Source organism: Streptomyces sp. A2-16, from assembly GCF_018128905.1.
Taxonomy (GTDB): domain Bacteria; phylum Actinomycetota; class Actinomycetes; order Streptomycetales; family Streptomycetaceae; genus Streptomyces.
Genome location: NZ_CP063808.1, coordinates 218,413 through 244,632, shown reverse-complemented (window position 1 = coordinate 244,632; position 26,220 = coordinate 218,413). Strand labels below are relative to the sequence as shown.

26 protein-coding genes are annotated in these 26,220 nt (G+C 70.7%); 1 reads left to right on the top strand and 25 read right to left on the bottom strand.

What is annotated here, in order from left to right; genetic code table 11:
* Window positions 1–38: 38 nt before the first annotated feature.
* The 23 genes from IOD14_RS01170 to IOD14_RS01060 form a co-directional block, all read right to left on the bottom strand.
* Window positions 39–1,424: an aminotransferase class III-fold pyridoxal phosphate-dependent enzyme gene (locus IOD14_RS01170; RefSeq protein ID WP_212669438.1), complete on the bottom strand. Its 1,386-nt coding sequence runs from the start codon at window positions 1,422–1,424 to the stop codon at window positions 39–41.
* Window positions 1,421–2,632 (bottom strand): aminotransferase class III-fold pyridoxal phosphate-dependent enzyme, encoded by a 1,212-nt coding sequence (locus IOD14_RS01165; protein WP_212669437.1) that lies wholly within the window; start codon window positions 2,630–2,632, stop codon window positions 1,421–1,423. The genes IOD14_RS01170 and IOD14_RS01165 overlap by 4 nt, the downstream gene beginning before the upstream one ends.
* 32 nt (window positions 2,633–2,664) lie before the next feature.
* The gene (locus IOD14_RS01160; protein ID WP_212669436.1) at window positions 2,665–3,600 is read right to left on the bottom strand and encodes a hypothetical protein; all 936 of its coding nucleotides are present in this window, start codon (window positions 3,598–3,600) and stop codon (window positions 2,665–2,667) included.
* Entirely contained in the window at window positions 3,584–3,934 is a 351-nt protein-coding gene (locus tag IOD14_RS01155; RefSeq protein ID WP_123990573.1) for a darcynin family protein, read from the bottom strand. Before IOD14_RS01155 ends, IOD14_RS01160 begins: the two co-directional genes overlap by 17 nt.
* Before the next feature lie 2 nt (window positions 3,935–3,936).
* Window positions 3,937–4,857 (bottom strand): TauD/TfdA family dioxygenase, encoded by a 921-nt coding sequence (locus IOD14_RS01150; protein ID WP_212669435.1) that lies wholly within the window; start codon window positions 4,855–4,857, stop codon window positions 3,937–3,939.
* 70 nt (window positions 4,858–4,927) lie between these two features.
* Window positions 4,928–6,469, bottom strand: coding sequence for an AMP-binding protein (locus IOD14_RS01145; protein WP_160160157.1), 1,542 nt, complete (start codon window positions 6,467–6,469; stop codon window positions 4,928–4,930).
* Window positions 6,466–7,107: a thermostable hemolysin gene (locus IOD14_RS01140; RefSeq protein WP_160160156.1), complete on the bottom strand. Its 642-nt coding sequence runs from the start codon at window positions 7,105–7,107 to the stop codon at window positions 6,466–6,468. Before IOD14_RS01140 ends, IOD14_RS01145 begins: the two co-directional genes overlap by 4 nt.
* 343 nt (window positions 7,108–7,450) lie before the next feature.
* A complete protein-coding gene (locus IOD14_RS01135) occupies window positions 7,451–8,185 on the bottom strand; it encodes a TetR/AcrR family transcriptional regulator (RefSeq protein ID WP_123990569.1) in 735 nt (244 codons plus the stop codon).
* Between the two features lie 468 nt (window positions 8,186–8,653).
* The gene (locus tag IOD14_RS01130) at window positions 8,654–9,451 is read right to left on the bottom strand and encodes an ABC transporter permease (protein WP_123990568.1); all 798 of its coding nucleotides are present in this window, start codon (window positions 9,449–9,451) and stop codon (window positions 8,654–8,656) included.
* Entirely contained in the window at window positions 9,448–10,431 is a 984-nt protein-coding gene (locus tag IOD14_RS01125) for an ATP-binding cassette domain-containing protein (RefSeq protein ID WP_212669434.1), read from the bottom strand. Before IOD14_RS01125 ends, IOD14_RS01130 begins: the two co-directional genes overlap by 4 nt.
* 125 nt (window positions 10,432–10,556) lie before the next feature.
* Entirely contained in the window at window positions 10,557–11,399 is an 843-nt protein-coding gene (locus tag IOD14_RS01120; protein ID WP_123990566.1) for a DUF4097 family beta strand repeat-containing protein, read from the bottom strand.
* A gap of 84 nt (window positions 11,400–11,483) precedes the next feature.
* Complete coding sequence (locus IOD14_RS01115; protein ID WP_212669433.1) at window positions 11,484–11,999, bottom strand: toxin-antitoxin system HicB family antitoxin; 516 nt, start codon at window positions 11,997–11,999, stop codon at window positions 11,484–11,486.
* A gap of 171 nt (window positions 12,000–12,170) precedes the next feature.
* Complete coding sequence (locus IOD14_RS01110; RefSeq protein ID WP_212669432.1) at window positions 12,171–12,854, bottom strand: response regulator; 684 nt, start codon at window positions 12,852–12,854, stop codon at window positions 12,171–12,173.
* A 115-nt stretch (window positions 12,855–12,969) separates the two neighbouring features.
* Entirely contained in the window at window positions 12,970–13,602 is a 633-nt protein-coding gene (locus IOD14_RS01105; protein ID WP_123990563.1) for a potassium-transporting ATPase subunit C, read from the bottom strand.
* 5 nt (window positions 13,603–13,607) lie between these two features.
* A complete protein-coding gene (gene kdpB, locus IOD14_RS01100; protein ID WP_212669431.1) occupies window positions 13,608–15,719 on the bottom strand; it encodes a potassium-transporting ATPase subunit KdpB in 2,112 nt (703 codons plus the stop codon).
* Entirely contained in the window at window positions 15,716–17,380 is a 1,665-nt protein-coding gene (gene kdpA / locus IOD14_RS01095; RefSeq protein WP_123990562.1) for a potassium-transporting ATPase subunit KdpA, read from the bottom strand. The genes kdpB and kdpA overlap by 4 nt, the downstream gene beginning before the upstream one ends.
* 7 nt (window positions 17,381–17,387) lie before the next feature.
* On the bottom strand, window positions 17,388–17,477 hold the full coding sequence (kdpF, locus tag IOD14_RS01090) for a K(+)-transporting ATPase subunit F (protein ID WP_016434100.1): 90 nt from the start codon (window positions 17,475–17,477) through the stop codon (window positions 17,388–17,390).
* A gap of 278 nt (window positions 17,478–17,755) precedes the next feature.
* Complete coding sequence (locus IOD14_RS01085) at window positions 17,756–18,346, bottom strand: hypothetical protein (protein WP_123990561.1); 591 nt, start codon at window positions 18,344–18,346, stop codon at window positions 17,756–17,758.
* A complete protein-coding gene (locus IOD14_RS01080) occupies window positions 18,343–19,056 on the bottom strand; it encodes a hypothetical protein (RefSeq protein ID WP_123990560.1) in 714 nt (237 codons plus the stop codon). Before IOD14_RS01080 ends, IOD14_RS01085 begins: the two co-directional genes overlap by 4 nt.
* A complete protein-coding gene (locus IOD14_RS01075) occupies window positions 19,053–20,339 on the bottom strand; it encodes a WXG100 family type VII secretion target (RefSeq protein ID WP_123990559.1) in 1,287 nt (428 codons plus the stop codon). The genes IOD14_RS01080 and IOD14_RS01075 overlap by 4 nt, the downstream gene beginning before the upstream one ends.
* 3 nt (window positions 20,340–20,342) lie before the next feature.
* Window positions 20,343–20,666 (bottom strand): hypothetical protein, encoded by a 324-nt coding sequence (locus IOD14_RS01070; protein WP_123990558.1) that lies wholly within the window; start codon window positions 20,664–20,666, stop codon window positions 20,343–20,345.
* A gap of 156 nt (window positions 20,667–20,822) precedes the next feature.
* A complete protein-coding gene (locus IOD14_RS01065; RefSeq protein WP_212669430.1) occupies window positions 20,823–21,176 on the bottom strand; it encodes an oxidoreductase C-terminal domain-containing protein in 354 nt (117 codons plus the stop codon).
* A gap of 86 nt (window positions 21,177–21,262) precedes the next feature.
* The gene (locus tag IOD14_RS01060) at window positions 21,263–21,931 is read right to left on the bottom strand and encodes a GAP family protein (protein WP_212669429.1); all 669 of its coding nucleotides are present in this window, start codon (window positions 21,929–21,931) and stop codon (window positions 21,263–21,265) included.
* Between the two features lie 253 nt (window positions 21,932–22,184).
* Here IOD14_RS01060 and IOD14_RS01055 point away from each other — a divergent pair, with 253 nt between their 5' ends.
* Window positions 22,185–23,081 carry a YhjD/YihY/BrkB family envelope integrity protein gene (locus IOD14_RS01055; RefSeq protein ID WP_123990556.1) on the top strand — a complete coding sequence of 299 codons (897 nt, stop codon included), beginning with the start codon at window positions 22,185–22,187 and terminating at the stop codon, window positions 23,079–23,081.
* Window positions 23,082–23,111: 30 nt separating this feature from the next.
* On the opposite strand, the gene IOD14_RS01050 is transcribed toward IOD14_RS01055, so the two are convergent.
* Both IOD14_RS01050 and IOD14_RS01045 read right to left on the bottom strand, forming a co-directional pair.
* Window positions 23,112–24,443 (bottom strand): chloride channel protein, encoded by a 1,332-nt coding sequence (locus tag IOD14_RS01050; RefSeq protein WP_212669428.1) that lies wholly within the window; start codon window positions 24,441–24,443, stop codon window positions 23,112–23,114.
* Between the two features lie 147 nt (window positions 24,444–24,590).
* Entirely contained in the window at window positions 24,591–26,006 is a 1,416-nt protein-coding gene (locus tag IOD14_RS01045; RefSeq protein ID WP_212669427.1) for a DUF2252 domain-containing protein, read from the bottom strand.
* Between the last annotated feature and the right edge of the window lie 214 nt (window positions 26,007–26,220).

Below are 26,220 nucleotides of genomic sequence, written 5' to 3'. Positions count from 1 at the left end.
CCGGGCGGGCGCGGCTCGTGAGCGCGCCCGCCCGCCGGTCACCAGTCGGCGCGCATCGGGGAGTGGCTGAGCTTCAGCACGAGCCAGGACGGCAGCCGGTACTGGCGCCGGATCAGCCGCGTGATGCCGTCCGTGAGCCGCCGGGGCCTCCGGTCCAGCCAGGTCATGGTGGCCTCCAGCGCCGCGAGGACCCGGTCGATCTCCTCGGCGGTGATGGTCAGCGGTGGATAGAAGCGCAGGACCGGATGGTCTATCTGCTCGTTCAGCGAATGGCCGGTGTGAATGCCGTGCCGGGCCATCACCATGGAGATCAGCAGCTCCACCGAGGGATTGCGGGTCCGCAGCCCGGCCATGAAGCCGATCCCGGGGGCGCCCAGCAGGTGCTTCGGGTGCCGCCGTGCCACCTCGGCCAGCCCCTCGGTCAGGCGCGGGCCGAGCGTGGCGGCCCGCCGGGGCAGGTCCTTGGCGAGGACCTCCCGGACGGCGGCCGTCGCGGCGCTCACGGACAGGGCCGAGATGCTGCTGGAGCCGGCGAGGAGCGAGGGGTGCCACAGCGGGTGCCGCTCGGCCCGCGCGACCACGTCGGAACTGAGCGCGCACACACCGACCGGGACGAAGCCGCCGGTGAGCGCCTTGGAGAAGAGCAGGATGTCCGGTACGACGTCGTCGTGCTCGACGGCGAACATCCTGCCCGTGCGCCCGAGGCAGGACTGGATCTCGTCCGCGACGAACAGGGTGCCGGTGGCACGGCAGGCGGTCGCGACCTCCTCGATGTACCCCTCGGGCGGGACGGTGAGGTGGGCGCCGCCGAGGACGGGCTCCAGGAAGACCGCCGCCACGCTCCGGTCGGCGAGCGCCTCGCGTACGGCCGCCGCGTCGCCGTAGGGGACCGTGATCAGTTCGCTGCCGAGCGGCTCGAACGGCTCGCGGTGGTTGGGCTGGCCCAGCACCGTCAGGGCTCCGAGGGTCTTGCCGTGGTAGCCGCCCTCCGCGATCAGGATCTTGCGCCGCTCGGGCCGGGCGAGGTGGACGGCGCGCAGCGCGGTCTCACTGATCTCCGCGCCCGAGCAGCCGAGGACGAAGCGGTCCAGGCCGGCCGGGAGGATCGTGGTGAGCAGTTCGAACAGCTCGGCGGTCGCCGGGTGCACGGCACCGGGCGGCACGGTCGGCGCGGAGTGCAGGGTGTCGAGCACCGCGTCGCGCACCTGCGGGTTTCCGTGGCCGACCAGGAAGACGCCGTAGCTGCCGGCGAGGTCAAGGAAGCGGTCGCCCTGCTCGGAGACGACCTCGGTGCCGCGCGCGCTCTGCTCGACGGGCCGGGAGGCGGCGGCGAGCATCAGGGCCGCGGTCGGGTTCCAGTGCCGCCCGAGCGAGTCGAGTACGTCCTGCCGTTGCCGGAGGACGGCCTGGGGTACGGCGTTCATGCGGCGACCTCCCGCACGGTGAGGATCTCCTCGGCGACCGCGCGCACAGTGGCGTGGATCTGCTCCAGGTCTGCGGGGTCGGCGGTGAGCGGCGGCAGGACCGCGACCACGTCGCCGTCCGGGCCGAAGGGCGGGCGGACCAGGATCCTGGCCTCACCCAGTGCCGCGGTCAGGGCCTGGGCCTGCTCGGCGGAGGCGAGGCGCAGCCACACCAGGCCGCCGTCCGCACAGAACTCGGTCACCGCGCCGAACGAGGTGATGTCGCCCAGGACCCGCCGGGCGCTGTCCTCGGCCCGGCGCTGCCGGTCGGCCAGCCCGTCGGCCGCCACGACCGCGAGGACCGCGCGAACGGCGGCCGCCGAGAGCGGGTTGGCACCGAACGTGGAGCCGTGCAGGCTCGGGTTCTTCCCGGCGTACACCCGGTCGTACGCCGCCCTGCTGGTCACCATGACACCGACGGGCACGGCGTCCGCGCCCAGGGCCTCCCCGAGGATCAGCGCGTCGGGGACGATGCCGAGCGCCTGGGTGGCGAGGTCCCAGCCCAGGCGGGCCGGAGCGGTGAGCCGCTCGTCCAGGATCAGCAGGACGTCGTGCTGGGTGCAGCGGTCGCGCAGGGCCCGCCACCACTGCGGGGAGAGCCGCTCCAGCGGGCGGCCGGGGGCGGCGGGTGCGAGAACCACGGCCGCCAGGGTGGCGTCGACCTGTTCCAGCAGGGACTCGGGCCGGTCGCCCGAGACCGTCACGGGCATCAGGGGCAGGACGGGCACCGGTGTGGCGCCGGTGCTGAGGCCCTGGCCGTGGGTGAGGGTGCCGAAGTTCTCCCCGGCGATGCCGAGCACGCGGGAGCGGTCGGGGTGGGTGCCCTTGGCCAGCTTCAGCGCCGAGTCGAGGGCTTCACCCCCGCTGTTGCACAGGTAGGAGACGGTGAGCGGGTCCGGGCAGAAGGCGTCCAGTGCCTCGACGGCCTCGGCCAGCGGCCGGCTGAGCAGGATGCGGCTGGACAGGGCCACTCGGCCTGCCTGTTCGGCGACGGCGGCGGTGACTTCAGGGTGTCCGGCGCCGAAGCCGCCGGTCGACGCGTCGAACCAGTGGCCGCCGTCGGCCGTCTCCATCCGCGCCCCGGTCATGCCGGTGACGACGGGAGCGTGGGGATCGATGGTGCCTATGGAGTGCCGCCGGACGACGGCACCGGGGTCACGCGAACTCATCTGCTGCTCCAAGGGCTTGGGTGGGGCGTGCATCAGGGGTGGACGCGGTCGGTGCCGGCGAACTCGTCCAGCAGCTTGCGGGTCTCGTCGTCCATCCGCTCGTCCACGGGGGACGGCGGCCAGGTCGCGGTCATGGCCTGGCGGAAGACCGCCGTCAGCCGCTGCTGCACGTCCCAGGCGGGGTTGTCGACGGTGTGGTCGACGCCGAAGACGTCCACGACCAACTGCTTGAAGCGGCCCGCCAGTTCGGCGTTGAGCTCCTCGGTTCCGGAGAAGATCTCGAAGGCGCGCCGCCGTTCGGCCTCGCTGAAGGACGGCATGATGCACTCGAGCACCACATGGTCGACCTGCACGTGCCGGGCCTCGTCCATTCCGTGCGCCCACAGCAGCTTGGTGAGGAAGTGCTCGCGCGCCGGGTCGAGATGGGCGGTGCGCTTCTCGAACACCGTGATGACGGACTCACCGATGTACGCGGCCATGCACATCGCCGCGAGCTTCACGTACGGGGAGTCGTCGCCCTGGTAGAGGGCGAGGCGCTCGGTGAAGAGGGAGTCGGCGAGCTTGATGTCCGAGCCCGCCAGCTCCCGTACGTAGCGGTAGAAGAAGTCGGCGTGCAGATACTCCTCGGCGGCGAAGCAGCTGAGCGCGTGGTGCAGGTCGTACCCGGCGCTGATCGGCGAGGTGTCCGCACCGAGCTGGGCGGTGATGATCCCGAAGACGGCCGACAGGTGCCGCTCGATCTCGGCCAGCTGCGCCAGTTCCTTGACCAGGTAGGCGCAGCCCTCGCGGGCCATGCCGGGACGGCCGTGGACCACGTGGGAGATGAAGTCCAGCTCCCGTTCGTCCGGACGGCCGGGCCAGCCCAGGGCGTTGGGGTGCAGGGTCTGCTCGTGCGCCGCGGCGTAGATGTCGCGCAGCCGGGCGCGGGTTCCGGCGTGGTCGGCCGGCGGGTCAGTGTGCGTCGTCACCGTCACCGTGCACCTCCTCCTCGAACTGGCGGTAGCCGTCGGCCATGCCGACGTGGATCACGTTGATCTGCGCGTAGCCGTCCGCGAACAGCGGCGAGTCCCGCAGCTCCTCGACGAAGAAGTAGTAGGCGCGCAGGTCTTCGGTCGTGACGAAGGCGAAGTCCGTGGGCTGCGCGGAGAACGCCTCGGCGTCGTAGTGCTGGACGGTGACCCGGTCGGCGTACTTGGCGATGAGCGGCGCGATGTGCTCCTGCTGGAACTGCTCCCGCTCCTTGCCGGACTTCCGCAGCCAGGCCGGGGTGAAGGTGTAGCCGATGAAGATGCCGTACTTCATGATCAGTTCCTCGCGTAGCTCTGGGAGTTGAGGATGGTGCGGTGGGTGTCGGTGATGGCGCGGCGGCCGTGCATGACGCGGGAGTTGTCGATGAGGACGATGTCGCCGTCCTGCCAGGCGATCTCCTCGGTCACCCGCTCGGTGACCTCGACGTACTCGGCGGTGACCTCGTCGGGAATCCGGCTGCCGTCGGCGAACCGGATGTCCGGGGCCTCGTAGTTGTACGAGGGGCCCAGCAGGCTGTTGGCCCAGGCGGTGCGCGTGGACCACTTGGTGGGGTGCGCGGCGAACACCTGGTAGTGGTAGAAGAGGCTGCCGTCCGGGCGTTCGGTGAACTCGACCTTGGCGCCCGGGTTGGCCTGGTCGTACAGGTCGGCGACGGTGACCTCGTCCGGGCCGCGCCCGTCGCCCGCGAGGAACGCGGCCAGTTTGCGCCACAGCGCGGCCGGGACGGTGCGCTCGTAGCTGATGGGCTGGGCGGCGAAGAGGTCCCTGGCCCGCTCGGACAGGGCGTCCCAGACGCGGAAGCCGTCGCACACCGTGGTCTGCGAACCGGACGAGGCGGCCTTCACGCAGTGGAACCAGAGCAGCTCCGGAGCATACGGGGTCGCGCCGTTCTCCAGGTGCAGGCCGATCGCGTCCGTGCCGGAGTCGACCTTCTGGGCGGCGTCGCCGTGGAAGACCCGGGCCGGGTCCAGCGTGGTGCGCGAACTGTACTGACGGACCAGCGCGTTGAAGTCGTCGACCGAGGGCTCGAAGCCACGTATCAGCAAGTGCCCCGCGTCGGCGAGGAGTTCGTCCAGTCCGGCCTCGTACAGATCGGTGAACTCGGCGCTGCCGTCGCGCGGGGTGACCAGCAGGCCGTCACCGTCTCCGAGAGCGGTCAGTTGCAGCTTGTTCTGGGTGTTCTGGGCGTGCGTCATCGTTTCCCCCATGCCACGAGTGCGATGAATCTGATGAAGCGGTGCGTTGTGAGTGATGTCGTCCACGGGATCAGGCGGCCGGTGCGAGCGCGGGGCGCACGATCTCGTCGAAGATGAGCCCGCGGCGCGGGCGGCCGGTGACGGTGAAGTACCGTTCCCGCAGGTCCGCGCCGTCCGGCAGGACGATGTACCGCTCGGGGCGGTCGGTCTCGGCCAGCGCGCGCTCGGCGTACGTGCGTGCCTCGCGCTCCACCGCGGGGCCGGCGTCGCCGTCCCGCGACGAGGAGACGAGGACGGCGACGAGGTGCTCCATGCCTTCGCCGAAGAGGACCGCGTCGGCCACGTCACGGCACGAACGCAGCCGCCCTTCCACCCACTCGGGCGAGACGTTCCGTCCGTGGCCGGTGATGATGACGTTCTTCAGACGGCCCAGGATGCGGATGAAGCCGTCCTCGTCGATGAGCGCCCGGTCTCCCGTGTGGAGCCAGCCCTCGTCGTCCACCGGCCGGCTGGTCGGGTCCTCCACGGTGTATCCCGCGAACAGGGAGGTGGACCGCACCAACAGCTCGCCCTGATCGGAGAGTTTGACCGAGCAGTGCGGAAGCGGCCGTCCTACCGTGCCCGGGCGCCAGTGGCTCGCGGTGTTCCACGAGACCACGGAGCCGTTCTCCGACAGTCCGTACCCTTCGTGGACCCGCAGGCCGGCCGCGTCCAGGCGCTTCAGGGCCTCGGCGTCCACGGGGGCGCCTCCGGCCATGAGGAAGGGAGACCGCCCGGCGGGGAAGAGCTCGTCGCCGTCGCTGTCCCGCACCGCCTTGTCCAGGGCGCTGACCAGCGCGGGTGGCAGGACGGCCGCCGAGGGGGCCGCCTTCCGCAACCAGTCGAGCGCCTCCTCGGCCCGCGATCCTGCCGTGCCCAGCAGCGGCACGGCACCGGGCAGCAGAACCATGCGGCCACCGCGGAGGATCGGCAGGTACACCGCCGTGACCTGCTCGACGAGGAGGCTGAACGGAACCAGCGAGAGGTACCGGTCGTAGACCCCCGACGGGGAGACCTCGTCCAGCGAGGAGAGCAGGGCTCCGAGACCGGCCGCCCGGATCTTGACGCCCTTGGGAGCGCCGGTGGTCCCCGACGTATGAATGATCTTGATGATCCGGTCGGGGTCGACCGCGTCCGGGAGGACTTCCCGCGCCGGGGCGGGGACGCCGGGTTCACGGGACCGCTCGACCAGGACCGGCTCGGCCGAGCCCGACAGGCCCCATGCCTCCAGCTTGGCCGCGCCCGCGGCGTCCACCACGCAGACGTGCACGTCGCGCAGCAGTGATGCCGCCTGCTCGGCGGAGAAGGCCAGCGGAACCGGAACCTCGGTGTACCCGTCGATCAGCAGCGCCAGGTCGGCGGCCACCCACTCCGGGCTGTTGTCCGCCACGAGCCCGACCCGTGCGCCCGGCGCGAGACCGCGGGCCCGCAGCGCCGCCCGCACCTCGTCGGCCCAGGCCGTCATCTGCCCGTAGGTGTAGGTCCGTTCGGGGGTACCGGTGTCGCCCAGGCACTCCACGAGAACCAGCTCTTCATGGCCCGGGGCCCGCAGGGCGGCGACGACGTCCTTCATCGCGCACCCGCCAGCGCGCTCTCCGCGGCCGTCCGCCCCCACGTCACGGCGAGGTGCGGGCCGGAGTCGCCGCGCACGCTCAGCTGGGCCGCGAAGTGCCGGAGGTCCACGTAGCCGGCGAGCGGCTCCGTCGCGTAGTACGACCCCCAGCGGCCCTGCTGCTCGGCCGGCAGGGACTCCTCGCGCGCCGGGGCCAGGGCGGTGAACTCGATGCCCACGCGGGCCAGAGTGCGGGCCAGGGCGCGGGTCACGGTGCACATCAGGAACTCGGCTCCGTTGCACCAGGTCAGGGCCGGCACCATCCGGATGAGCGCCAGACCGGCTCCGGCCTCGCGTGAGGCCAGCGGCCCGATCTCGATCAGGCTGCTCGGCTCGCAGTGCGTCGCCGTACGCTCGGCGATCGCCTCGGCGGCCGGACGGCCCAGGTAGCTGTCGACGAGCAGACCGTGCGCGCTGCCGAACGTCATTCCCGCGCAGGCCGTCGGAACTTCCACGCCGTTCTCCACGGCGCACAGCGCGATGAAACTGTCCGGAGCCGCGGTGATGTCCGCCCCGTAGTCGCGCCGGTACCGCTCCTGCGCGAGATCCGAGCACGCGGACCACAGCGCGGTGTCTCTGCGCGCGATGTTGATCTGCATTTCTCCCCCATTTCCAATCGCCGTTCTCGACCGTCCCGGCCACCTGGGGTCTCCAGCCGGCCGGGCAAGCGGCAACCGGACCACGAGGGTCCGTGCTGCCGGGGATTGGTGCTGTGCCGCCGGGCCCGCCGGCGACGCGACAGACATTACGACCGTCCGTCGATTTTTGACAACTAGTTCAAACAGCGAGGGGGAAGCAGCCCGAGGAGGGCTCTCGGAGGGAGCGCAGTCGCGCCAGTTGGCTACATTGCGCAACAGGGCGCCGGTCCAGTGTGCGAACAGCAAAGAAGGCGGAAGCGCCCCCTCCGGGGCGTCCGCCTTCGTCGACGACCGGTCCGTCCGGTCAGCCGTGGACCAGCCGCTCTCCCCCGGCCTTCTCCTCCGCCGCGGGAATGAGGTCGTCCACGACCCGCTGCACCGCGGACGCGGCGCTCGCCTCGACCCGCGGCCAGCCCAGGCCGTGCATCATCGACGCGGCCACGACCAGGCGATTCCCGTCGGTCGCGGCGGCACCCCACTGGAAGCGGCGGGACAGCAGGTGGGTGACGGTGTATCCGAGGACCGCCGACCGCAGGGCATCGAGGGCCGCCGCCGGTGGCAGCACCGGATGCTCGAACGCCCCCTCGCGCTCGGTCCTCTCCACGACGGCGCCGATCACCTGGCCCATCTGGCGGTCGACCACGTCCCTGCGCTCCAGACGCTCCGGGGACGCCAGGGCTCCCACCGCGTTGGCGAGGGCCGCCATGCTCGACTCGAACAGCTCGGGAGCGGTCTCCGCGTGCCGCATGTAGGCGAGCATCAGTCCGTAGAGCGCCCGCACCCCGTCCCAGGGCAGATCGGCGATGGCCTGGTAGTACCTGATCTGGCGCTTCGCACTGTCCGTCGAGAGCGCGACCAGCAGATCTTCACGGCACGTGAAGTGGTTGTAGATGGTTCCCTTCGAGTAGCCGGCCTCGGTCGCCAGCCGTGCCAGGGTGAGGTTGTGCAAGCCGTCCCGCGCCACCACCTCCAGTGCTGTCCGAAGAAGCCTTTGCTCACGCTCTGCAACTTCCTGTGCTTTCCGCTGCGCAGTTCTCATGCCTCCAGGATGCCCGACCGTTGGTCAAAGTTCGACCCCCAGTCAAAAGACTGTGTCCGGAAGTTGAGCTTAAGTAAGGCTCAAGTAGCTTGACAGTCAGCGATCGACCTTCCCTCGGAGATCGTCCGGCCGCGGCGCGACCCTGAACCCTCCACCGCCACCGAGGCGTCACCGCAGGTCGATCCGGACCGGCGCGCCCCCTTGGCCGGCCGCAACCGACACCGACGCCCTCCAAGAGCCGGCGTCCCCAACGCAGTTGTGGCGGCCGCGGACCTCGCCCGCCTGCGGGAAGCAAAAGCTTTCAGCCGTTCTCCGTGAAGAAGCTTCTCGTCGAGACCGCTCGGCCGGGCAGCGGGGCGAGCCGAGCCCGGCGCTTCGGCATCCGCTCCATGAGGAAACCCCAGGTCGATGACCTGGGGTTTGTCAGTCGCTCAGTCCGATGCCCGCCGTCCGGCTCTTGGCGTGCGCTCAGGTCTGCTTCGAGCCGCTGCTGTAGAGGGACTTGGACCAGAGGTAGCCGAGTGCCGCGAGGCCGAGGCACCAGGCGACGGCGAGCCAGCCGTTGGCGCCGATCTCCGTGCCGAGGAGCAGGCCCCGCAGGGTTTCGATGGCCGGGGTGAAGGGCTGGTACTCGGCGATCGGCTGGAACCAGCCCGGCATCGCGTCGACCGGCACGAAGGCGCTGGAGAGCAGGGGCAGGATCATCAGTGGCATGGCGTTGTTGCTGGCCGCCTCGGGGTTCGGGCCGGACAGGCCCATGCCGACCGCGATCCAGGTCAGTGCCAGGGCGACCAGGGCCAGCAGTCCGAGCGCCAGGATCCACTCCCAGACGGTGGCGTTCGTGGAGCGGAACCCGATCGCCACGGCGACGGCCCCGACGAGGACCACGCTCGCCAGGCACTGCAGCACGCTGCCGACGACGTGCCCGATGAGCACGGAACCGCGGTGGATCGCCATGGTGCGGAAGCGGGCGATGATCCCCTCGGTCATGTCCATGGACACGGACACCGCGGTGCCGATCGTGGTGCCGCCGATGGTCAGCATCAGGATGCCCGGCACCAGATACGCGAGGTACTCGGACCTGCCGCCACCGCCGTCCCCGAGGCCCGCGCTCATGGTGCCGCCGAAGATGTAGACGAAGAGCAGCAACAGCATGACCGGCGTGAGCAGCAGGTTCAGCGTCATGGACGGATAGCGCCGGGCGTGCAGGAGGTTGCGGCGCAGCATCGTGGACGAGTCGCGCACGGCGGAGGAGAGGTGGCTCATCGGGCAGACTCCCTGGTCTGGTCGGTGCCGCCGGTCAGGGCGAAGAAGACGTCGTCGAGGTCGGGGGTGTGGACGGTCAGCTCGTCGGCCTCGACTCCGGCCGCGTCCAGCCAGTCGAGGATCGAGCGCAGTTCGCGTTGGCTGCCGTCGCTGGGGAGTTGGAGGGTGAGCGCCTCGTCGTCGCCGACGGCCTCGCCCAGGGCGGAGGCGGCGCTGCGGTAGGCGGCCGGGTCGGTGAAGCGGAGCCGGACATGACCGCCGGGGATGAGCCGCTTCAGTTCCTCGGCGCTGCCCTCGGCGACGATCCTGCCGTCGTTCAGCACCGCGATACGGTCCGCGAGTTCGTCCGCCTCCTCCAGGTACTGGGTGGTCAGGAAGACGGTCACCCCGTCGGAGACCAGCTCGCGGATGATCTGCCACATGTTGTGGCGGGCCCGCGGGTCCAGACCGGTGGTCGGCTCGTCGAGGAAGATGATCCGCGGACCGCCCACCAGCGTCATGGCGATGTCCAGACGGCGCTTCATCCCGCCCGAGTAGGTGGAGGCCGGCTTCTTCGCCGCGTCCGTCAGGTCGAAGCGCTCCAGCAGTTCGGCCGCCACCCGACGCCCCTCGCTCCTGGGCAGATGGTGCAGGTCCGCCATCAGGAGCATGTTCTCCTCACCGGTGATCAGCCCGTCCACCGCCGAGAACTGGCCGGTGACCCCGATCGCGGCCCGCACGGCCTGCGGATCGCCTGCCAGATCGTGTCCCGCGACCTGGGCCCGACCGCCGTCGGCACCGATCAGCGTGGACAGAATCTTCACGGCGGTCGTCTTGCCCGCCCCGTTCGGCCCGAGCAGGGCGAACACCGACCCGGCCGGGATGCGCAGATCGATGCCGTCGAGAACGGTCTTGTCGCCGTACGACTTGCGCAGACCGAGGGCGGAGACGGCCGTCGCGGAGTTGCTCGTGATGGATGTGGACATGACAGATGAAGGCATGGTGCCCTCCCGTTCGAAGGCTGAGGTGACTGAGGGGTCGGGCGCGGGGCCGAGGTGCCTGGGGGGCGAGGCCGCGGTGCCTGGGGGGCGGGGCCGAGGTGCCTGGGGGATGGGGCGCAGAGCGCTCAGGCCTTGGCGCGGAAGACGTCGATGTTGCCCCAGTTGGTCCGGGCTCGGACCTTGACCGTGTCCTCGGTCTGCTCCGGGGCCTCGGAGGCGGTGAGGGCGTTGCGCACCAGTCCGCGCTGGGAGCTGACGTCGAGCCAGGCCGCGGTGCCCTCGCGGACGCCGATCTCGATGGAGCCGTTGGAGGTCTCCAACTGGACCTCGCCGCGGACGACTTCGGCGACGCGGAGGACGCCGTTGGTGGCGGTGCCGGTGACCGAGCCCTCGGCGCACGCGATGTCGATGGCACCGTTGGCGCCGCTCACCCGCAGCTCGCCGGAGACCGCGCCGACGTTCGTGTTGCCGTTCGAGTTCTTCAGGACGGCGGGGCCGTCGACGGTGCCGACGCGCAGGTTGCCGGAGCTGGTGGTGATGACGGCCCTGCCCTCGATCCGGTCGACGACGACCGAGCCGTGGGAGGCGGTCAGCTCGACCGGTCCGGTGGTGTCGAGGCGGACGTCACCGACGGAGGTCTTCACCCGGACCTCGCCGAGCCGGCCCTCGCCGAGCACCTGGGCCCAGGCTCCGGTCACCTCGACCCGTGAGCCGGTGGGCAGTTCGACCGTCACGTCGGCGACGCCGGAGGGCCCGATCATGCGGCGCTCCTTCGTCCTGACGGTCAGGACGCCGCCGGCGAAGGTGACCTCGGTCTGCTCGGCGGCCCTTACGTCCTTGTCCCGCTCCGGGTCGCGGGGGCGCACCTCGACGACGGTGTCGCGGCGCTCGCCCGCGGCGAGCCGGAGGGAGCCGGCGGCCACGTGGGCGTTGACGGAGATCGGTTCGGGGGTGTCGAAAGAAGGCATGGCTGTCCCGTCCTCGTGAGTCGTGGGAGCGTCCCCGCTGGTGGGACGTGGTGAGGGTGAAGTGCCTTTTCGTGGGCCTGGTGGCTAGCGCACCCAGCCCGTGAAGCTCTGTCCGACGTTCTGGACCTTGCCCGGGGTGCGCGGCCTGGTTCCGCCGTCCACCGCGGCGGACACGGCACGCACCAGCCACGCGTTGACCGACAGGCCCTCGTGGCTCGCGGCCTCCTCGGCGCGCGTCTTGAGATGGGCCGGCAGTCGGAGGTTGACGCGTGCGGTGCCGCCCTCGTCCGCGTCGGCGACCGGGGTCCTGACCGGTTCGAGGGGTGCGGCCGGCTCCACCGGGGCGGCGTCCTCGGTGGACGGCAGGGTCACCACGAAGTCGGGGTCGAGTCCGCGCAGTCGTACGTCGACCGAGCCGGGGGCGAGTTCGCGGGTGATCTCGTCCATCGCCGCGGAGAGCACGTTGAGCATGACCAGCCGGGTCGCCGACTCCAGGGGAGCGGTCAGCCTGTCGGCCAGCTCACGGGCTTCGTCGCCTCCGGCCTCGGCAGCCACCGCGAGTTCGCGGCGGAGGTTGTCGACATACGGGGTGAGGTCCATGACGCCATCATGGCACCACATTGGCACTACGCGCAAGCTTCGAGGGTACTGGAGAGAGACGAGGGAGACCTACAGGCGCCTCACCTGCGAAAACATGCTCCGACGCAGGATGGCACCACATGGCGCCAATCGGCGCCACGTGGCGCCATGCGACGCCAGACGATGTGCCGTTCACATCTCGAACCGATACCCCATGCCCGGCTCGGTGACGAGGTGGCGGGGGCGGGAGGGGTCGGCCTCCAGCTTGCGGCGCAGCTGTGCCATGTAGACCCGCAGGTAGTTGGTCTTGCCGCTCCCGGTGACCCCCCAGACCTCCTCGAGGAGGTGGTTCTGGGTGATCAGCCGTCCCGGGCTGGTCACCAGGATCTCCAGCAGGTGCCATTCGGTGGGCGTGAGGCGTACGTCGCGGCCGTCCCGGTGCAGCTTCTTGGCCAGCAGGTCGATGGTGAAGTCCGCCGTCTCGACGAACGTCGTCCCCGTGGCGAGCGGTGTGTCCTCGGTGCGCCGGACGGCGGCCCGCAGCCGGGCGAGGAGTTCGTCCATGCTGAACGGCTTGGTCACGTAGTCGTCGGCGCCGGCGTCGAGCGCGGCGACCTTCTCGTCGGAGCCCTGGCGGGCGGACAGCACCAGGATGGGCACCCGGGTCCAGCCGCGCAGGCCCTTGATCACCTCGACGCCGTCCATGTCGGGCAGGCCGAGGTCGAGCATCACGACATCGGGTTGCCGGGCGGCCGCGAGCCGCAGCGCGGTGGCTCCGTCGGGGGCCGCGTCGACCCCGTACCGGCGTGCCTGGAGATTGATGACGAGGGCCCGTACGAGCTGCGGGTCGTCCTCCACCACCAGCACCCGTGTCATCGGCGTGCGCCTTCCTGTCGTACGTCGTGAGGACGTACCTGCTTCATGACGGCGGGAGCCGGCGCACCCGGGTCGCGTCCGGGCCGCCGACTCCCCCGCGGGTCGGGTAACGCCATCAGCCCTTGGCCACGAGGGACTTGAGCGCGATGTTGAGCTCGAGGACGTTCACCCGGGGCTCGCCGATGAAGCCGAGGGTGCGGCGCTCGGTGTGTGCGTCGACCAGCTTCTGCACCTGGGCGACGGTCAGGCCGTTGCGGGCGGCGACCCGGTGGACCTGGAGGTCCGCGTACTGCGGGGAGATGTCCGGGTCGAGGCCGGAGCCGGAGGAGGTGACCGCGTCGGCGGGGACCTCGGAGGGCCTGACGGTGTAGCCGGGCACCGAGTTGTCCTTGACGACCTTCGCCTTGGCGTCCTCGACCTGCTTGACCAGATCCTTGTTGTCCGCGGAGAGGTTGGTGGCACCGGACAGAATCAGCTTGTACCGGGTGTTGACCGAGTTCTCCCCCAGCCCGTTCGCCGGGCGGGGCTGGAAGTAGTCGAGCCCGTACCCCTGTTGGCCGATGAGCGAGGATCCGACGACCTTCCCGTCGTACGTGATCTCCGAGCCGTTCGCCTTGCCGTGGAACAGCGTCTGCGCGACACCGGTGACGGCCAGCGGGTAGACGACGCCGGTCACCAGGGTCAGCACCAGCAGGGCGCGCAGGCCCGCCCACAGCAATCGGGCGGTGGTCGATACGGAGTTGTTCATGGCGTTCAGCCGATCCCGGGGATGAGGGAGATGAGCAGGTCGATGAGCTTGATGCCGATGAAGGGGGCGATCAGTCCGCCGATGCCGTAGATCGTGAGGTTGCGGCGCAGCATCCTGTCGGCGCTGACCGGCCGGTACTGCACGCCCCGCAGGGACAGCGGGACCAGCGCGATGATGATCAGTGCGTTGAAGACGACCGCCGAGAGGATCGCGGAGTCCGGTGAGGACAGGCCCATGATGTTGAGCTTGTCGAGGCCCGGGTAGACGGCCGCGAACAGCGCCGGGATGATCGCGAAGTACTTCGCGACGTCGTTGGCGATGGAGAACGTGGTCAACGCACCCCGGGTGATCAGGAGTTGCTTGCCGATCTCGACGATCTCGATGAGCTTGGTCGGGTTGGAGTCGAGGTCGACCATGTTGCCGGCCTCCTTGGCGGCCGACGTACCCGTGTTCATGGCGACGCCGACGTCCGCCTGCGCGAGGGCCGGCGCGTCGTTGGTGCCGTCACCGGTCATCGCGACGAGCTTGCCGCCCGCCTGCTCCCGCTTGATGAGGGCCATCTTGTCCTCGGGGGTGGCCTCGGCGAGGAAGTCGTCGACGCCCGCCTCCTCGGCGATCGCCTTGGCGGTCAGCGGGTTGTCGCCCGTGATCATGACGGTCTTGATGCCCATGCGGCGCAGCTCGTCGAACCGCTCGCGCATGCCCTCCTTGACGACGTCCTTGAGGTGGATGACGCCCAGCACCCGGGCGCCCTCGGCGTCCTCGGCCGCGACCAGCAGCGGGGTGCCACCGGCCTCGGAGATACGGTCGGTCAACTTCCTCGCGTCAGAGGCGACTTCACCTCCCTGCTCCTCGACCCAGGCGATGACCGAACCGGCCGCGCCCTTGCGGATCCTGCGCCCGTCCACGTCCACGCCCGACATCCGGGTCTGCGCGGTGAAGGCGATCCACTCGGCACCGGCCAGCTCGCCCTGGTGGCGCTCGCGCAGCCCGTACTTCTCCTTCGCCAGGACGACGACGGAGCGGCCCTCCGGCGTCTCGTCGGCCAGCGACGACAGCTGGGCGGCGTCCGCGACCTCGGCCTCCGTCACCCCGCTCACCGGCACGAACACGGACGCCTGACGGTTGCCCAGGGTGATCGTGCCGGTCTTGTCGAGCAGCAGCGTCGAGACGTCACCGGCAGCCTCGACTGCCCGGCCGGACATGGCGAGCACGTTGCGCTGGACGAGGCGGTCCATGCCCGCGATGCCGATCGCGGAGAGCAGCGCGCCGATGGTGGTCGGGATCAGGCAGACCAGCAGGGCGACCAGCACCACCATCGTCAGGTGCGTGCCCGCGTAGTCCGCGAACGGCGGCAGGGTCGCCACCGCGAGCAGGAAGACGATGGTCAGCGAGGCGAGCAGGATGTTCAGCGCGATCTCGTTGGGCGTCTTCTGCCGGGCCGCGCCCTCGACCAGGTTGATCATCCGGTCGATGAAGGTCTCACCGGGCTTCGTCGTGATCTTGATGACGATCCGGTCGGAGAGCACCTTCGTCCCCCCGGTGACGGCCGAGCGGTCTCCGCCGGACTCCCGGATGACCGGGGCGGACTCGCCGGTGATGGCCGACTCGTCGACGCTCGCCACGCCCTCGACGACATCCCCGTCGCCGGGAATGACGTCGCCGGCCTCGCAGACGACCAGATCACCGATCCGCAGCTCGGTGCCGGGGACCTCGGTGCCGTCGACCCGGCGGGCCACCGTGTCGGTCTTGGCCTTGCGCAGGGTGTCGGCCTGGGCCTTGCCCCGTCCTTCGGCGACCGCTTCGGCCAGGTTGGCGAAGACGACCGTCAGCCACAGCCAGGCGCTGATGGTCCAGCCGAACCAGTCGCCGGGGTCCTTGAAGGAGAACACGGTGGTCAGCACGGACCCGATCCACACCACGAACATCACGGGGGACTTGACCATCACCCGCGGGTCGAGCTTGCGGAAGGCGTCCGGCAGCGACTTCACCAGCTGCTGGGGGTCGAAGAGGCCCGCTCCGACACGGCCCTCGGGAGGCTTGTGCCCGGTGGGGGCGTCCTGGTGCGGCGCGAGGGTGGGAGTGGACATCTCGTTGCTTTCCGTGCGGGTGGTCATGACGCCAGCCCCTCGGCCAGCGGTCCCAGTGCCAGGGCGGGGAAGTACGTCAGACCGGTGATGATGAGGATCGCGCCCACCAGCAGCCCGGTGAACAGCGGCTTTTCCGTGCGCAGGGTGCCCGCGGTGACCGGCACCGGCCTCTGTTCGCCGAGCGAACCGGCCAGCGCGAGGACGAACACCATCGGCAGGAAGCGGCCGAGGAGCATCGCCACGCCGAGCATGGTGTTGAACCAGTCGGTGTTCGCGTTCAGGCCGGCGAAGGCGGAGCCGTTGTTGTTGGCGGCCGAGGTGAACGCGTACAGCACCTCGGAGAAGCCGTGCGCACCGGAGTTGAGCATCGAGTGCGGCGGGGTCGGCAGCGCCATGGAGATCGCGGCGAGCACCAGCACCAGTGCGGGCGTGACGAGGATGTAGCAGGCGGCGAGCTTGATCTCGCGGGTGCCGATCTTCTTGCCCAGGTACTCGGGCGTACGGCCGACCATCAGCCCGGCGATGAACACCGCGATGACCGCCATGATCAGCATGCCGTAGAGGCCGGAGCCGGTGCCGCCGGGCGCGATCTCGCCCAGCATCATGCCGAGCATGGTGATCCCGCCGCCGAGCCCGGTGAACGAGGAGTGGAAGGAGTCCACCGCGCCGGTCGAGGTCAGGGTCGTGGACACCGCGAAGATGGACGAGGAGCCGACGCCGAAGCGCACCTCCTTGCCCTCCATCGCACCGCCGGCGATCTGCAGGGCGGGGCCGTGATGGGCGAACTCGCTCCACATCATCAGGACGGTGAAGCCGACCCAGATGGTGGCCATGGTCGCGAGGATCGCGTACCCCTGCTTGACCGAACCGACCATGACCCCGAAGGTCCGGGTCAGGGAGAACGGGATCACCAGCAGCAGGAAGATCTCGAAGAGGTTGGTGAACGGCGTCGGATTCTCGAAGGGATGGGCGGAGTTGGCGTTGAAGTAGCCGCCGCCGTTGGTGCCGAACTCCTTGATGGCCTCCTGCGAGGCCACGGCGCCGCCGTTCCACTGCTGCGAGCCGCCCATGAACTGCCCGACCTCGTGGATCCCGGAGAAGTTCTGGATCGCGCCGCAGGCCACGAGCACGATCGCGGCGATCGCGGCGCCGGGCACCAGGATCCGGAAGGTGCCGCGCACCAGGTCGGCCCAGAAGTTGCCGAGCTCACCGGTGCGCGAGCGGGCGAACCCTCGTACGAGGGCCACCGCGACGGCGATGCCGACGGCGGCGGAGACGAAGTTCTGCACCGCGAGCCCGGCCGTCTGCACGACGTGGCCCATGGTCTGCTCGCCGTAGTACGACTGCCAGTTGGTGTTGGTCACGAAGGACACGGCGGTGTTGAACGACTGCGCCGGGTTCACCGAGTCGAAGCCGAGCGAGCCGGGCAGCACGCCCTGCAGCCGCTGGAGCAGATAGAGGAAGAGGACACCGACCACGGAGAAGGCGAGGACCCCGCGCAGATACGCGGTCCAGGTCATCTCGGTGTCGGGGTCGGCTCCGACGGCCCGGTAGGTCCACCTCTCGACGCGCCAGTGCTTGTCGGAGGAGTAGACCCTGGCCATGTAGGTGCCGAGGGGGATGTAGGCGAGAGCCAGCGCTCCGATGAGGGCGAGCAGCTGGAGAACGCCCGCGAGTACGGGACCCATGTCTGTCTCAGAACCTCTCCGGGAAGATCAGGGCGAGGACGAGATAGCCCAGCAGGGCGACGGCCACGACGAGGCCGACGATGTTCTCGGCGGTCACAGCTTCGTCACCCCCTTGGCGACAAGGGCCACGAGCGCGAAGAGCGCGATCGTGGTGACGACGAAGGCCAGATCGGCCATCGCGAACTCCTGTAAGAGGTTCGGAAGAGACGGACAGCTAGAGGAAACCCCTGCTCGGGCCGGATACGGCCCTCCGTTGACGACTCCCTTACGGCGTCCCCCGCACCTTTGACGGACCTCTTACGGCCCCGCCCCCCGCCCGCATACGACGAGAAGGGCCCCGTACGTGACGTACGGGGCCCTTCTCGTCGTATGGCCCTACCGGGAACGGGCGGGACGCCCGATGCCTGCCCGACCGGCCTTCTCGATGCGCTCCGGTCCGGCGCCGCTGCGGTCCTCGTCCCGCGCGGCCCAGTCCCTGGGCTGCAGGAAGAGCAGTTCACCGCTGCCCGGCACGAGGATCGCGCCGCCGAAGGGCTCGTCGCCCGCGAACCAGACGCCGTCCGTGATGGCGGGCGGCCATCCGCCGCGGATGACGGTCCTGGCGCGCTGGGTGAAGGGGCTGCCGGCCTGGTCCCCGAGGCGCAGGTAGAGGGTGCTGCCCCCCTCCCGGCCGATCTTCTCCACCGGGGCGCGGAAGGCGAGCGGGTAGGTCCGGAACACCCGCGAGCACTTGCGGACCAGTTGCAGGCGGCCGGCGAACAGGAACAGCGTCCACAGGACACCGACCATGCCGATGACGGCCACCGGCAGCAGATACCCGATCTGCGTCACGAAGATCTGGCCCCACAGCACCAGGAACACCGGGAAGTACAGGAGGAATCTCTTCACCACGACGCCGTAGTGGTGTCTCACCGCGTCCCGGGTGTCCGGCGCCGCGTCTCCCTCGGGCTTCCTTGCCGTCGTCATCCGAACGGATTCCCTTCCTCTGTCCCGGAGCCGGATCCCGAGAACGGTCCGGTCGCACCGCGCGCCTCGGCCGCAGCCGGTGCTGCCGGGTCCGCGAACGTGAGCGTGCGGGCGACGCCGAGCAGCACGCCGCGGTAGTCGTCGGCCAGCTCCAGTGACGGGGTGACCAGCTGCACGGTGATGATCGACGAGGTGCGGGGAACCGGGATCCCCACGGTGCCCTGCCAGACGGTCCCCTCCGCGGGCTCGTCCTGGCCCTCGGGGGGAGCGGTGGGCGCCACCGTGGTCCGTACCGTCTCCCACACGTATCCGGTGCCGACGGGCAGCTCCACGGGCACGATGCCGTCGTCCGGCCCCGTCCCGCCGTCCCCCAGCATCTGCAGCAGCACGGCCTCGGGGTGCGCTCCCGAGGTCGGGACGGTGGAGACCGTGAGGACGGACAGCGTGGGTTCCCCGCTCTCGTCCGGGTGCATGCCGAGCGCGCACCCCATCACGTCCTGGCTCCGCAGCAGCGTCAGGACGACGGAGTAGAGACGGAACACCTGGTCGGCCCGGTCCCGGACGTCCTCGGGCAGTGCGGCCAGCTGACGGGCCACCTCCTGGATGCCCTCGGGGGTCGGCCGGAGGTCCAGCTGGAGGTACCCGTAGGGCAGCCCGTACCAGAACTCCGGCTTCGGCCCGGACTCCACCGTGTCAAGGAATCCACTCACAGCCGGATGCCGCCCATCAGTTCGCCGATGTCCTTCGCGATCGCCGTCACGCCGCCCTTGAGGCCGGTCGACGCGGCCGCGCCCTTCGTGATCTCGGACGCGTCATGTCCGGGGCCGTCCTTCGGGAACACACCCAGACTTTCCAGGGACGAGGCCATGTTCGCCGCCACGTTGACGCCGTTGATGCCGTACTGGAGCACTCCGGTCGCGGGGTCGGTCGCCACGTCGAGCGCCTTGAAGTTGAACGCGGGCACGATCTCCCTGCCGAACGTGCCCAGCTTCGAGCCCAACGACAGGGCCTCGCCGCCCTCTCGTGCGACCGCCGCCGCGAGACCCGCCTCGCTGCCGGCCCTGGCGAGAGCGCCGACGCCGGGCACCATGCCGAGGCTGTCACCGACCATGGACGCCCAGGCGAACGCGCCTTCCTTGAAGCCGTACTTGCCCATCAGCGAGTCCCTGAAGTCCTCGCTGGCAAGGTTCTTGGCCATGGAGACCGCGCTCGCCGCGACCGCGATACCGGCGAAGACCGGCGCCAGCGGGGTCGGCAGCAGGGCCAGCAGACCCGCGATGGCCCCGATGGTTCCGGCGTGCTCCACGAGGAACTCGCCGACCGCCTTGAGGCCCTCGCCGATCGCGGTGAGGGCCTTGTCGAACCACCCCGGCTCCTTGGGGGCCAGCTTGTCGTCGGCCTCGTCGAGGCTGCGGGCGACGGCCTCGGCCGCGTCGCTGTGGGTGCCCTCCAGCTCCTTCGCCTTGGTGATGACGTCGTTGTAGGCGGCGTTGGCGTTGTTGAGGTGGGTGGTGGCCTCGTTCAGTTCGCGCTCGGCCGTCCGCAGACGCTCCGTCGCGGCATCCGCCTCCGCCTGGCTGGGGTACTCCTTGCCGCCGAGCTTGAGGTCCGGGTTCCCCTTGGCCTGGTCGTAGCGGCTCTGGGCCTTGTCGGCGTCGGCCTTGTTCTCGCGCGCGGCGTCGTCGTACTTCTTGGCCAGGTCGCGGTGGGAGGTCAGGTCGCCCTGCCAGGTGCTCAGCGCCGCGGCGGCCTTGTCGAGCGAATGACCGGCGTTCATCATCGCGGTCTTGAGATCGCCGTCCAGGGTGTCCCGGAAAGCGCTCGCCGCGTCGCCGTGCCAGCTGGAGCTCGCCCCGAGCAGATACTCGATCTGACGGTGGCAGTTGTTGAGCGTGTCGGCCGCGGACTTCACCTTGCGATGCAGCGAGGTGACCTGCTCGGGAATTCCGGGTACCGGGTTCCAGCCGAGGCTCGGATACGGGTTGGCAGCCACGGGTTACTTCCCCCCGGCATTCGCGGTGTGCGTCTCTTCCATCTTTTTGAGGGCCTTCGAGAGGTTCTCCTCGAACTGCTGGTAGCTCTGCGCGGTCTTTTCCACGCCCTCGTCCACCGCTTTGATCATGTCCTTCAGCTGGCCGGTCCCGTACTTCCATTTGTTCTGGAAGGTTTCGCACGCCTCGTCCAGCCGAGGGGTCCCGATCTGGTCGGCGCTGACGGCGGAGAGCGCGCTGCGCGCCTCCTCCAGATCCGTGACGGACTGCTTCAGCACTCGCCCGAAGGAGTGCAACTGGCCCAGGTCGACCTTGAATTCATCCGCCATGAGGCGCCCCCTGTTTTTCGACTTCAGCACGATGGCGCCGGCCGCACGGAGAGCGGACGGACGCCGCCCCCGAGCCGTCGGCGCCACCAGACTAAAGGACGAGCAAAAGCGCACCCACAGGTCCGCCAACTCGTGGAGCGACCTGCGGGCCGGTGTTCACATCTCCCCCTTCGCATCTCCGCGAATCGCCGACGAACCGGCCCCGACCGTCTCGCGCCAGGCCGCTCCGGACGCGACGGCCTGCCGCCACTGCCGGAGCAGCTTGGGCGGCACCCCCACCGCGAGGGCACCGCTGACGCGGTCGCCGGTGCGGTACGCGGCGACGAACCGGCGACTGGCCAAGTCGCCCTCCACCACGGCGACCTGGTCGTGACCGCGCAGGTATCCGTACGCCTGGACCTTCATGTCGTACTGATCGGACCAGAAGTACGGCACCGGCTCGAACGGCTTGCGGGCCTGCGGGGCGGCGAGCAGGTTGCGGGCGGCCGCCATGCCACAGCGGACGCACATGCTCTTGCTCGGCTAAACAGTTGTCGATCTTCTGGCAAGCAAAAGGCGGCCAGGGTCGGCCGCCCGCCGGCCCCTCGAACCGTCCGTCAGGACGTCAGCTGGGCGATGCTCCGGCTCACCAGGAACAGACCGGCCACCAGGGCCACGGCCACGAGTGCCTGCTCCTGGTGGGACTCGATCCAGGTACGCAGTCTCCCGAGGCGCACCCGCGCCGAGGCCGGGGCGAACGTCGTGTAGATCTCCATGGCCAGGAGACTGCTCGTGGCCAGGAGGCAGTACCCGAACAGGGCCAGGTACGAGGAGGCGTGGGACAGGTCGGCGTCGACCACCGTCGCCGCGCCCGCCGCCACGAGCCCCCACGGCTGGAGCAGCGGGCCCAGCCCCGCCGCCTGCCACAGGGACAGCCGGTCGAGGCGCGCCATCAGTCCGCCGGAGGACTTGTGTATGCGGCCCGTGCGCCCGGCGTTCCGGTGCCGGGAACGGTACTTGTACCAGCCGTAGCCGAGCAGCCCCACGCCGATGGCCAGCTTGACCGCGGACGCGGCGGTGGACGGCGGGGACTTGGGTGCCGGGGGCTCGCCGCCGGTGGTGAGCAGCACGGCGGCCAGCACGGCCACGAAGCAGGCGAGCCAGGCCAGGATGAAGGCCAGGCCCTTCAGGGTTCCCCCACGAACCGACAGCACCAGGACGAACGCGGTCACCGACAGCGGGAACACGGCGATCGCGAGGCCGATGATCACCAGGTCAAGCACCATCGCAGCCCCCGCGCGGTTCCGCGCACCCGGTCACGGGGCGCATCTCGCTCATGGTCCCAGTGTCACCGCTGCACCCGCGCCTCACCACGCGTTCACCCTTTCGGTCCCGAGTCGGCTCCTGCCGGGGGCCGGACGGGCGCAGTGGCGGCAGGCTGGCACCATGCAGCCAGGGACCGGGGGCGGAGCGGGCCGCGAGCGCCGCCTCTCACGCCGGGCAACACGGCGGCGACGGTGGCGCGGGCGGGGCGCCTCGATGACGTCGCGCCTCAAGGAGCTGCGGTCCCGGGCCGAGACCCGGTTCCCGGTGATCACGCATCTGCTGTCGCATCTGATCTCGGTGAACGTGCTCGACTCGGCGACCCGGCTGGCCGCCCAGACGTTCCTGACGGCCGTGCCCCTGCTGTTCGTGGTGGCCTCCATCGCCCCGCAGGCGGTGCGCGACCAGCTCGTCAACTCCGTGCACGACGCCTTCGGGCTGTCCGGAAGCGCGGACGCCGAGCTGAACAAGGCCGTCCAGGGCAGCGGCAAGCCGTCCGACGAACTGCGGCAGACCACCGGTGTGGTGGGCGGGCTGATGGTGCTCATCTCGGCCACCGCGTGCAGCCGTGCCATGCAGCGGTTGTGCGAGCGCGCCTGGAGCCTGCCCAAGGCGGGCGCACGGGTGGCCGCCTGGCGCTGGATCGCCTGGCTCGCCGCCTGGCTGGTCATGTTCGCCATACAGGGGAGCCTGCGCAACGGCTTCGGCCTCGGCCTGTGGCTCGGCGTACCCCTGCTGCTCATCGCGGACACGTGCATCTGGTGGTGGACACAGCATCTGCTGCTGGCCGCTCGCCTGCCATGGCTGCCGCTGCTGCCGGGCGCGCTGCTGACCGGCACCGCCCTGAGCATCCTCACGTCCTCGGCGCCGCTGTACGTGCCCAGGGTCCTCAACCACAGCCTGGAGAAGTACGGCTCGCTGGGCGCGGTCTTCACCCTGTTGTCCTGGCTCATCACGCTCTGTGTGGTCGCGGCCCTGTGCATCACCGCCGGCGCGGTCGTCGCCCGTGAACCCTGGATGGCCCGCCGTCTGGGCACGCCCGGACCGTCGGTTCCGCCGCACGGGGACGCGCACGGGGACACGGCGGCCCTCGGCGGTACCGCGCCGAAATGACCTGCCTCCCGACGTCATGCCCGCCGTCGGTCACGGCCGTGGCGGAACCGGCCCGGCGGGCCGACCGCCGGCCCGATCGGTCGCCGCGTCGGCCGCACCCTCGCCGACCGCGGGGATCGGCGGCCCCTGCGGCAGCCGCTGGGTGAGGACGAAGGACCCGACCGCGGCCAGGACGACCAGGGCCACCGTGTCCACGTTGCCCAGCAGGAGGACGACCAGGATGACGCTGCTCACGGGCAGCCGCAGCGCCGCGGTCACCGAGGCCGCCATCCCGGCCGCCATCGCCGGCACGAGTCCCAGACCGGGCAGCGGTGCCAGCAGCACACCGGCTGCCCCGCCCAGGAACAGGGCGGGGAAGACGGGGCCACCGCGCAGGCTGCCCAGACACAGCGTGTACGCCACGGTCTTGAAGGCCAGGACCGCGATCAGCGCCCCGACCGACCAGGCGTGCGGGTCCCGTGCCAGGGCGGACAGGGTCGACTCCCCCGACAGAGCGGCCTCGGCCGGCGAACGGTCCGTGACGACCGCGTAGAGGCTGACGCAGACCGCCGCGCCCAGCGCGCACAGGATGGTGTTCCGCACCGTGCGCGTCGCCACGAAGCGGGCCGCGAACCGCCCGCCCACGAAGGCCCAGTGGACGACGAACGCGACGGCGGGTGCCAGCACCAGCACCCACAGCACGTCCGCCAGGTCGAGCGGCGGCGGCTTGGGCAGCCCGATGTCCAGGCTCCCCGTCTCCAAGCCGGTCCAGTTGACGAATCCGGTGAAGATCAGATCTCCCACTCCGCTGGCCAGGAGGGCAGGCAGCATCACCGCGAACAGCTGCGGCCCGCCCACCCCGGCCACCTCCATCAGCAGCACCGCGCCCACGATCGGGTTTCCGAACAGCGCTGATACGGCGGCCGCCGCCCCCGCGGCCCCGAGCAGCGCCGTGCTCGCCTCGGTCGCGGGCGCCCGCGCCAGTCGCGCGAACAGCAGGGCCAGTCCGCCGCCCAACGCGATCAGCGGTGCCTCGGGGCCCAGCACGGCGCCGAGCGGCAGACCCGCGAGCGCGGCGATCAGGACGCCCGGCAGTGCCTTGGCGGTGATGCCGCCCGAGTGCAGGCCCCCGGCCGGGACATGTCCGCCCCGGCCCGGCAGCCGCGCGGCCACCAGGCCCACGAGGAGACCGGCCAGCGTCAGCAGGGGGAGCGCCCACCACCAGGGGGCCTGCTTCCAGCCCAGGTCCTTCGGCCAGTCCGTCCAGATCAGCCGTTCCAGCTGATGGACCGCCACCAGGAACCAGAACGCGATCAGCGCCACCGGCACCCCGATCAGCCCGCTGAACACCAGGGCCTTGCGGTACTCCGGCCGGCCCAGCATGGTCCTCAGGAGGTCGGCTTCGGGAGGCTGGTTGGGTGCCGCCGCTCCGGAGCCGTTCTGCGACGTCGTTGCGGTGATGGGGTCCTCCCGAGTCCGGCGCCGCGCCGGCTGGGCGCGTCGGTTCGAACGCCTGGGCTGGATGCCTCCTCAGGCGGCCTCGGCGGGCAGCTTTCCGGCGCTGATGGCGTCGACGAGTGCCCGGTGGTCCCGCTCGTTCTGGTCGGCGTAGCGCTCGGCGAACGTCACCAGTGCGCGGTCGAAGGAGTCGCTGCCCCCCAGGTACGCGGCGATGGCGATGCGGTCGCCGGACCGGGCATGGGCGCGGGCCAGTGTCGTACCGCAGAGGGCTCCGAAGGTCCGCATGCCCCGCGGCACCATGTCCTCGGCCACGGCGACCCACTTCCAGTCCCGCAACTGCCGTACGTAGAAGTCCCGGCGGCGGCCGTCGATCCCCTCGACCCGCTCCCAGCCCAGGAAGATGTCACTGGTGGCCTGCATCAGCCGCTGCCCGCACACGACCCGCTCGCCCTGGGTCGCATACGTGCTGGCCCCGACGTGGGGCGCGAGCACCGACTCGTCGGCCTCCTTCGCCTGGAGGAACAGCGGGTCCTCGTCGTCCCGGCCCAGCAGGAGCACGATCCAGCAGCGGGTGCCGACGCTGCCGACCCCGACGACCTTGCGCGCCATGTCGGCCACCCGGTACTGCTCCAGCAGGTACCGCCGGTCCGCCTGGAGGGTCTTGCCGTAATGCTCGAGCAGCCGGCCGATCTGCCGCTGCAGCCGGTCGCGGTCGTCGGACAGCAGGTCCTCGAGGCGGGTGATGAGCGGCGGGTCGGAGGCGATGAGGCGCTTGCCGTCGACGACATGGGTGAGCTTGTCGAAGACCTGGAGGGTGTCGTGCGAACGGGCCTTCGCCACCGCCTGCCCCCAGCGTTCGCGGCCCCGCGCGGACAGGTCCTCCCCGAACCGGCCCTCCACCCACTTCACGTCGAACTGGGCATACCAGACGTCCAGGTTGCCGAGGCCGGCGAAGGTGCGCATGCTCTCGCGGTACGACTGCACGGCGGCGCTTACGATCTTGGCCCGCTCCTTGGTGCTGAAGCCGTTCGCCCGGCCGGCGATGACGAGGCTGGCGGCGAGCCGCTTGACGTCCCACTCCCACGGGCCCGGCAACGTCTCGTCGAAGTCGTTGATGTCGAACATCAGCCGGCGCTCCGGCGAGGCCAGCAGCCGGAAGTTCAGCATGTGTGCGTCACCGCAGAGTTGGGCCCTGAACCCCGTCCTCGGCGTCTCCGCGAGGTCCGACGCCATGATGGCGGCGGCCCCCCGGTAGAACCGGAACGGCGACTCGGACATCCGCCCGTAGCGGATCGGCACGAGCTCGGGCACGCGCGTCGCCGACTGCTTCCCGATGATCTCCAGCGGGTCGGGCCGCTTGGAGCCCGGCGCGAACTCGGCGTGGCTGGAACGGGGCACGGCGGCACGGGCCGCCTTCCCGAGCGCGGCCCTCTCCTGCGGGGTGCGGTGCCGCAACTGGCGGCCGTCCAGGTGGTTCTCGGTCATGACAGCGGCTCCCGGGGATGGTCGCCTCCGCTCGCACCGGTGGCGACGGGCCGTCGGCGGTGGATGACGCTCCGGATCGCCCACGGGCCGCGGGCCGGGTCGCGGTCGTCGCCGCTTCCGGCGCGATCGGGCGCCGGTACCGGAGCGTGTTCCGCCCTCACCGTGATCCGGGGCCCGGGAGTACGGGACGGCGGCTCACAGGCTTCCTCACCCA

Excerpts from the sequence above, each read along its gene's own strand:
- IOD14_RS01170 (WP_212669438.1), bottom strand. The coding sequence starts at position 1,424 with ATGAACGCCGTACCCCAGGCCGTCCTCCGGCAACGGCAGGACGTACTC.
- IOD14_RS01165 (WP_212669437.1), bottom strand. The coding sequence starts at position 2,632 with ATGAGTTCGCGTGACCCCGGTGCCGTCGTCCGGCGGCACTCCATAGGC.
- IOD14_RS01155 (WP_123990573.1), bottom strand. The coding sequence starts at position 3,934 with ATGAAGTACGGCATCTTCATCGGCTACACCTTCACCCCGGCCTGGCTG.
- IOD14_RS01150 (WP_212669435.1), bottom strand. The coding sequence starts at position 4,857 with ATGACGCACGCCCAGAACACCCAGAACAAGCTGCAACTGACCGCTCTC.
- IOD14_RS01145 (WP_160160157.1), bottom strand. The coding sequence starts at position 6,469 with ATGAAGGACGTCGTCGCCGCCCTGCGGGCCCCGGGCCATGAAGAGCTG.
- IOD14_RS01140 (WP_160160156.1), bottom strand. The coding sequence starts at position 7,107 with ATGCAGATCAACATCGCGCGCAGAGACACCGCGCTGTGGTCCGCGTGC.
- IOD14_RS01135 (WP_123990569.1), bottom strand. The coding sequence starts at position 8,185 with ATGAGAACTGCGCAGCGGAAAGCACAGGAAGTTGCAGAGCGTGAGCAA.
- IOD14_RS01130 (WP_123990568.1), bottom strand. The coding sequence starts at position 9,451 with ATGAGCCACCTCTCCTCCGCCGTGCGCGACTCGTCCACGATGCTGCGC.
- IOD14_RS01125 (WP_212669434.1), bottom strand. The coding sequence starts at position 10,431 with ATGCCTTCATCTGTCATGTCCACATCCATCACGAGCAACTCCGCGACG.
- IOD14_RS01120 (WP_123990566.1), bottom strand. The coding sequence starts at position 11,399 with ATGCCTTCTTTCGACACCCCCGAACCGATCTCCGTCAACGCCCACGTG.
- IOD14_RS01115 (WP_212669433.1), bottom strand. The coding sequence starts at position 11,999 with ATGGACCTCACCCCGTATGTCGACAACCTCCGCCGCGAACTCGCGGTG.
- IOD14_RS01110 (WP_212669432.1), bottom strand. The coding sequence starts at position 12,854 with ATGACACGGGTGCTGGTGGTGGAGGACGACCCGCAGCTCGTACGGGCC.
- IOD14_RS01105 (WP_123990563.1), bottom strand. The coding sequence starts at position 13,602 with ATGAACAACTCCGTATCGACCACCGCCCGATTGCTGTGGGCGGGCCTG.
- kdpB (WP_212669431.1), bottom strand. The coding sequence starts at position 15,719 with ATGACCACCCGCACGGAAAGCAACGAGATGTCCACTCCCACCCTCGCG.
- kdpA (WP_123990562.1), bottom strand. The coding sequence starts at position 17,380 with ATGGGTCCCGTACTCGCGGGCGTTCTCCAGCTGCTCGCCCTCATCGGA.
- IOD14_RS01085 (WP_123990561.1), bottom strand. The coding sequence starts at position 18,346 with ATGACGACGGCAAGGAAGCCCGAGGGAGACGCGGCGCCGGACACCCGG.
- IOD14_RS01070 (WP_123990558.1), bottom strand. The coding sequence starts at position 20,666 with ATGGCGGATGAATTCAAGGTCGACCTGGGCCAGTTGCACTCCTTCGGG.
- IOD14_RS01065 (WP_212669430.1), bottom strand. The coding sequence starts at position 21,176 with ATGTGCGTCCGCTGTGGCATGGCGGCCGCCCGCAACCTGCTCGCCGCC.
- IOD14_RS01060 (WP_212669429.1), bottom strand. The coding sequence starts at position 21,931 with ATGGTGCTTGACCTGGTGATCATCGGCCTCGCGATCGCCGTGTTCCCG.
- IOD14_RS01055 (WP_123990556.1), top strand. The coding sequence starts at position 22,185 with ATGACGTCGCGCCTCAAGGAGCTGCGGTCCCGGGCCGAGACCCGGTTC.
- IOD14_RS01050 (WP_212669428.1), bottom strand. The coding sequence starts at position 24,443 with ATGCTGGGCCGGCCGGAGTACCGCAAGGCCCTGGTGTTCAGCGGGCTG.
- IOD14_RS01045 (WP_212669427.1), bottom strand. The coding sequence starts at position 26,006 with ATGACCGAGAACCACCTGGACGGCCGCCAGTTGCGGCACCGCACCCCG.